This is a genomic window from Streptomyces sp. NPDC054847 (assembly GCF_053610925.1).
In genome coordinates, this window is the sequence record NZ_JBSGZJ010000479.1 from 1 (window position 1) to 5,441 (window position 5,441).

Sequence of the window (5,441 nt, forward strand, 5' to 3'; positions counted from 1 at the left end):
CGGGGCCCCGGCCCGCACCGGACCCGCCGCGTGTCAGGAGTTGAGCTCCTCCAACGTCCGGCCCTTGGTCTCGACCGCGAACCAGGCGATCACGGCGCCCACCGCGGCCACGACCGCGAGCTGCGCGAAGACGAGGGACAGGCTTCCGCCCGCGCCGATGATCGCGCCGACGGTGACCGGGCCGATGATGACGCCGAGCCGGTTCCACAGCCCGCCGAACGCCGCGCCCTTGGCCCTGTTGGAGGTCGGGTACAGCTCCGGCGAGTACAGGTAGAGCCCCGCGTTGATCGCGTACAGGAAGAAGGTCGTACAGGAGGCGAAGAGGGCGACCTGACCGCCCGACGTGGCGCCGGCCAGTGCGAGCACGCCGAGGGACAGCACGCTGCCGCCGAGCGCGGCGACCAGCGCCGCCCTGCGGCCCATCCGGTCGATGACCATGGCGACCACGAAGGTGCCGAGCAGTCCTGTGACGTTGCTGAGCAGCGTGTAGACCAGCGCGGTGGTCAGATCGAGGCCGAAGTGCTTGGTGTAGAGAGACGGCAGCCAGGTGGAGATGCCGTGGTTGACGTAGTACGCCACGAACCACAGGCCGGACAGGACCGCCGTGCGGCGCAGGTAGCGGCCCTTGAAGATGTCGCCGAGCCGGCCGCGGCCGGTGTCCTCCGTGACGTCCGCGGCGGGCAGCGGCAGCGGTTCCGCGGTGGCGCGGGAGACCTGCGCCTCGATGCGGGCGATGGCGGCCTCGGCCTCCTCCGTGCGACCGCGGGCCAGCAGCCAGCGCGGGGATTCCTCGACATGGCGGGGCAGCGCGGCGGCGATGAGTACGGGCAGGGCGCCGATGAGGAACATGGCGCGCCACCCGAGGTTGGGCACCACCCAGACGGCGACCAGGGTGGCCGCGGCGAGACCGGCGGGAAAGATCATCTCGTACAGCAGGACGAAGCGGCCCCGCTTGTCGGAGCGGGCGATCTCATTGATGTACGTGGCCGCCACGGGCACCACACCGCCGATGCCGAGCCCCTGCACGAACCGGAACAGCGAGAACGTCTCGATGCTGCCGGAGAAGGCGACGGCGAGGCTGGCGAGGCCGGTGACGCCGACCCCGAGGGCCACCGTGCGCACGCGGCCGATCCGGTCGCCCATCCACCCGGCGCCGATGGCGCCGATGAGCATGCCGATGGAGGCGGCGGTCACGGCGAAGGTGGCCTGGCCTGTGGTGAGGTTCCATTCCTTCATCAGGACGGGCAGGGCCGAGGCGGCCAACAGCTGGTCGAACGCCTCGAAGAAGGTGACGGCGCCGATCAGGAACCGGACCTTGACGTGCCAACGCGAATGCGGCAGTCGTTCGAGTCTCGCGGCTATGGAGCCAAGGGCTGGCTTGCCGGCCACAGTCGTCATTGGTGGGTCCTTCCGCGAACCAGAGGAGTTGCGGAGACAGTAGGTTCCTATATCTAAGCGGTCAATGGTTAAGAGCTTAGAAACCTGGAAGCCACACGCTCGCCCTCATCCTCTGCGCCGCCAAGATCAAGCTCAAGCCATGACAGGCAACGATTTCACCTCGGACTCTTGCGCCGAGAAACTTAAGCGCTTAGATTTCTAGCACTTCAGGAACGTCGCAGAACCGGCCGGCCCCGGCCGCGTCCGGTGCCCGTCCGCCCGAAGTCCCCCTTCCCGCCGCCTCGTCCGGAGGTCCCGCCGTGCCCACCGTCCCCACCGACATCCTGATCGCCGGCCAATGGCGGCGCGGTGCGGGTGAGCCGCTCGACACCGTCGACCCGGCGACCGGCCGCGTCCTCGCCACCGTGAGTTCCCCCTCCGCCGAGGAGGTCCGGGAAGCGGCCGAGGCCGCCGCCCGCGCGGCGGCGGAACCGGCCTGGCGCGACCTGCTCCCGCACGAGAGGGCCCGGCTGCTGCACCGCATCGGTGACCTCATCGAGCAGAACACGGACGAGTTGTCCGCGCTGCAGACCTCGGACACCGGCAAGACCCTCGCCGAGACCCGCACCCTCGCGCTCAGCGCGGCCGGCACCTTCCGCTACCTGGCCGCCGCGCTCGAGACGGCCGAGGACACCCTCACGCCCTCCCGCGGCCCCTACGTCACGATGAGCGTCCACGAGCCGATCGGCGTCGTCGGCGCGATCAACCCGTGGAACTCCCCCGTCGCCAGCGACGCCCAGAAGCTCGCCCCCGCGCTGGCCGCCGGGAACGCGGTGCTCCTCAAGCCCGCCGCCTGGACCCCGCTGGTCTCGCTCGCGCTCGGCCGGCTGATCACCCGGGCGCTGGAGGAGTTCCGGCTGCCCACGGCACTGCTGTCGGTGCTGCCGGGCAGCGGCCGGGTGGTCGGCGACGCCATTGCGCGCCATCCGCTCGTCGCCCGTATCGGCTTCACCGGGGGAACCGCCACCGGCAGGTCGATCGCCGCCGTCGCGGCGGACAAACTGATCCCCGCCTCGCTGGAACTCGGCGGCAAGTCACCGACGATCGTGCGCGCCGACGCAGACGTCGAACAGGCCCTCGCCGGCGTGCTGTTCGGGATCTTCTCTTCCAGCGGCCAGTCGTGCATCGCCGGTTCCCGGCTGTTCGTCGCCCGCGAGATCTACGACTCCTTCGTCGGCGAACTGGTGGAACGCGTCCGCGCGCTGCGCGTCGGCCCCGGAACGGACCCCGCCACGCAGGTCGGCCCGCTCGTCCACCACCGCCACCGCGACGCGGTCGCCGCCTACGTCGACCTCGCCCGCTCAGAAGGCGCCCGCGTGCTGTGCGGCGGCTCGGCCCCCGAGGGCGAGCGGTACCGCGACGGCGCGTACTACCTGCCGACCGTCCTCGACGGCCTGCCCAACACCTCCCGCACCTGCCAGGAGGAGATCTTCGGTCCGGTCCTCGTCGCCCTGCCGTACGACGACGAGGACGACCTCGTCCGCCAGGCCAACGATTCCGTCTACGGACTCGCGTGCGGCATCTGGACCCGCGACGCCCGCGCCGCATGGCGCCTGGCCCGCCGTATCGAGGCGGGCACCGTCTGGATCAACACGTACAAGCAGTTCAGCGCCTCAACCCCGTTCAGCGGATGGAAGGACAGCGGCCTCGGGACGGAGAAGGGCCGCGACGCGATCCGCGCCTACCAGCGCCAGAAGTCCCTGTACTGGGGCACCTCCGCCGCCCCGCTCCCCTGGGCCAACTGACCCGGCACGCCTGCCCGTCTGGAGAGACTCATGCACCGTCCACCGCCCGGTCCGATCGCCCGGCTCCGCTCACTGCGCTACGTCGAACTGCACACGCCCGCCTTCGCCGAGGCCGCCGGCTTCTACGAGGAGGTCTGGGGTCTGACGAGCGTCGAGTCCGACACCGGCGCCCGCTGGCTCCGCGGCACCGGCGACGAACACCACGTCCTGCACCTCACGGAGCGGGACCGGGTGGGCCTCGGCCGGCTCGCGTTCGCAGTCGGCACGCCCGCCGAGGTCGACGAGGCCGCCCGCCGGCTCTCCGCACACGGCATCGTTCCCGTCTTCGGCCCCGGCCCGCTCGAGCAGGCCGGCGGCGGCTACGGGCTGCGGTTCACCGACCCCGAGCAGCGGCTGATCGAGATCAGCGCCCATGTCGAGGCCGTCGCTCCCGTCGGTCGTGACGCCGCCGTCCCCGTCGGCGTCACGCACGCCGTGCTCAACACCACCGACATCGACGCCGCCGTGGCCTTCTACTGCGACGTGCTGGGGCTGCGTGTCTCCGACTGGTCCGAGCACCAGATGGCGTTCCTGCGCTGCAACGCAGACCACCACTGCATCGCCTTCAACCGGGCCGAGTGGACCTCCCTCAACCACGTGGCCTACGAGATGCCCTCGGTGGACCACTTCATGCGGGGGCTCGGACGGCTGCGCCACCACGGCATCGCACCGAAGTGGGGACCCGGCCGGCACGGCCCCGGCAACAACACCTTCTCCTACTTCACCGACCCGTCCGGCCTGGTGTGCGAGTACACGTCGGAGGTCGCCCAGATCGTCGAGGACGCCTGGATCGCCCGCGTGTGGCGACGGGTCCCCGAACTGTCGGACCTGTGGGGCACTGCCGGGCCGCCCTCGAAGGAGATCCGCTGCCACATGGCGGGCACGCCGGACCCGGGACCGCTCGCCGCGCCCGTCGACGCCGCGACGCGGAGCAAGGACCAGGCGGACGACCACACCGGCCGCACCGACCACGCAGAGGAGAACGCCGCATGAGCACCGTGCGCAAGGTGGGCATCGTCGGCTGGGGGGCGATCGGCCGGGTCGTCGGCGCCGCTCTCGCCGAGGGCCGGGTGGGCTCCGCCGAGCTCGTCCGTATCGTCGACAACCGCCCGCTCGGCGAGGCGGCGCCCGCCACGCAGGTCTCCTTCGAGGAGGCCATCGAGCACTGCGACCTGATCGTGGAGGCCGCAGGGCAGGGCGTCGTCCGCGAGTGGGGCGAGCGGGTGCTGGCCTCCGGGACGGACCTGCTGATCGCCTCGACGGGTGCGCTGACCGACGAGGAGCTCGCGAAGCGGCTGCTCGCCGCCGGACCCGGACGGGTGTACTTCACGGGCGGCGCGGTCGGCGGCCTCGACCTGCTCCAGGCCGCCCGCTCGCTGGGCCCGCTGGAAGATGTCCGCCTGACCACCACCAAGCTGCCCGCCACCCTTGAACAGCCTTGGATGGACGCCGAGTTGCTGTCCCGGATGCGGACGGCTACCGGACCGGTCGTGGTCATGTCCGGCACCGCGCGGGACGTGCCCGTGAAGTTCCCCAAGTCGACGAACGTGGCCGCCTCGGTCGCGCTGGCCGTCGGCGACCTGGACACTGTGCGGGTCCAGGTCGTCGCCGACCCGGCGGCGCACCGCACCCGGCATGTGGTCGAGGCGTCCGGCGCCCTGGGGGCGTACCGCTTCGAGGTCACGCATCTGCCCGACCCCGCCAACCCGGCGACCAGTCGGATCGTGCCGTACGCGGTGCTGCGCTCCCTGGCGGCGATCACCGGCCGGACGGGGCAGATCCTGTGAGCGCCCGCGCCGGCGTCCATGTGGAGGAAGCGGGCAACCGGGGACCGCTGCTGCTGTGCCTGCACGGCATCGGCTCGTCTTCGGCGGCCTTCGCGCCGCAGCTCGCCGAACTCTCGTCGTACGCGCGGGTCGTGGCCTGGGACGCCCCCGGATACGCCAGGTCCCCCGACCCCGAGGCCCCGCTCACGCTCGACGACTACGCGGACGCGGCGGCCGCGGTCATCCGCGAGCGCGGCACGAGTGCCCACGTCCTCGGCGTCTCCTGGGGCGGCGTGATCGCGCTGCGGCTCGCAGCCCGCCACCCGGACCTTGTCGACTCGCTGATCGTCGCCGACTCCAGCCCCGGTTCGGGCACGGACGAGGCCAAGGCGAAGGCCATGCGTGGGCGGGCCACCGAGCTGGCCGAGGTCGGACCGCGCGCCTTCGCAGAGGC

At 71.9% G+C, this 5,441-nt stretch carries 5 protein-coding genes; 4 read left to right on the forward strand and 1 reads right to left on the reverse strand.

Features of this window, described 5'->3' with window-relative positions:
* Positions 1–33: 33 nt before the first annotated feature.
* Positions 34–1,398 carry an MFS transporter gene (locus ACWGH4_RS30485; protein WP_453466592.1) on the reverse strand — a complete coding sequence of 455 codons (1,365 nt, stop codon included), beginning with the start codon at positions 1,396–1,398 and terminating at the stop codon, positions 34–36.
* 299 nt (positions 1,399–1,697) lie between these two features.
* Here ACWGH4_RS30485 and ACWGH4_RS30490 point away from each other — a divergent pair, with 299 nt between their 5' ends.
* From ACWGH4_RS30490 to ACWGH4_RS30505, 4 genes are all read left to right on the forward strand, one after another.
* Complete coding sequence (locus ACWGH4_RS30490) at positions 1,698–3,182, forward strand: aldehyde dehydrogenase family protein (protein WP_453466594.1); 1,485 nt, start codon at positions 1,698–1,700, stop codon at positions 3,180–3,182.
* A gap of 30 nt (positions 3,183–3,212) precedes the next feature.
* On the forward strand, positions 3,213–4,214 hold the full coding sequence (locus tag ACWGH4_RS30495) for a VOC family protein (RefSeq protein WP_453466596.1): 1,002 nt from the start codon (positions 3,213–3,215) through the stop codon (positions 4,212–4,214).
* On the forward strand, positions 4,211–5,008 hold the full coding sequence (locus tag ACWGH4_RS30500) for an aspartate dehydrogenase domain-containing protein (protein ID WP_453466598.1): 798 nt from the start codon (positions 4,211–4,213) through the stop codon (positions 5,006–5,008). Before ACWGH4_RS30495 ends, ACWGH4_RS30500 begins: the two co-directional genes overlap by 4 nt.
* Positions 5,005–5,441, forward strand: a 437-nt coding sequence (locus tag ACWGH4_RS30505) for an alpha/beta fold hydrolase (protein ID WP_453466600.1), incomplete at its 3' end; no start/stop codon positions are given. The genes ACWGH4_RS30500 and ACWGH4_RS30505, both read left to right, overlap by 4 nt.

Excerpts from the sequence above, each read along its gene's own strand:
- ACWGH4_RS30500 (WP_453466598.1), top strand. The coding sequence starts at position 4,211 with ATGAGCACCGTGCGCAAGGTGGGCATCGTCGGCTGGGGGGCGATCGGC.
- ACWGH4_RS30485 (WP_453466592.1), bottom strand. The coding sequence starts at position 1,398 with ATGACGACTGTGGCCGGCAAGCCAGCCCTTGGCTCCATAGCCGCGAGA.
- ACWGH4_RS30495 (WP_453466596.1), top strand. The coding sequence starts at position 3,213 with ATGCACCGTCCACCGCCCGGTCCGATCGCCCGGCTCCGCTCACTGCGC.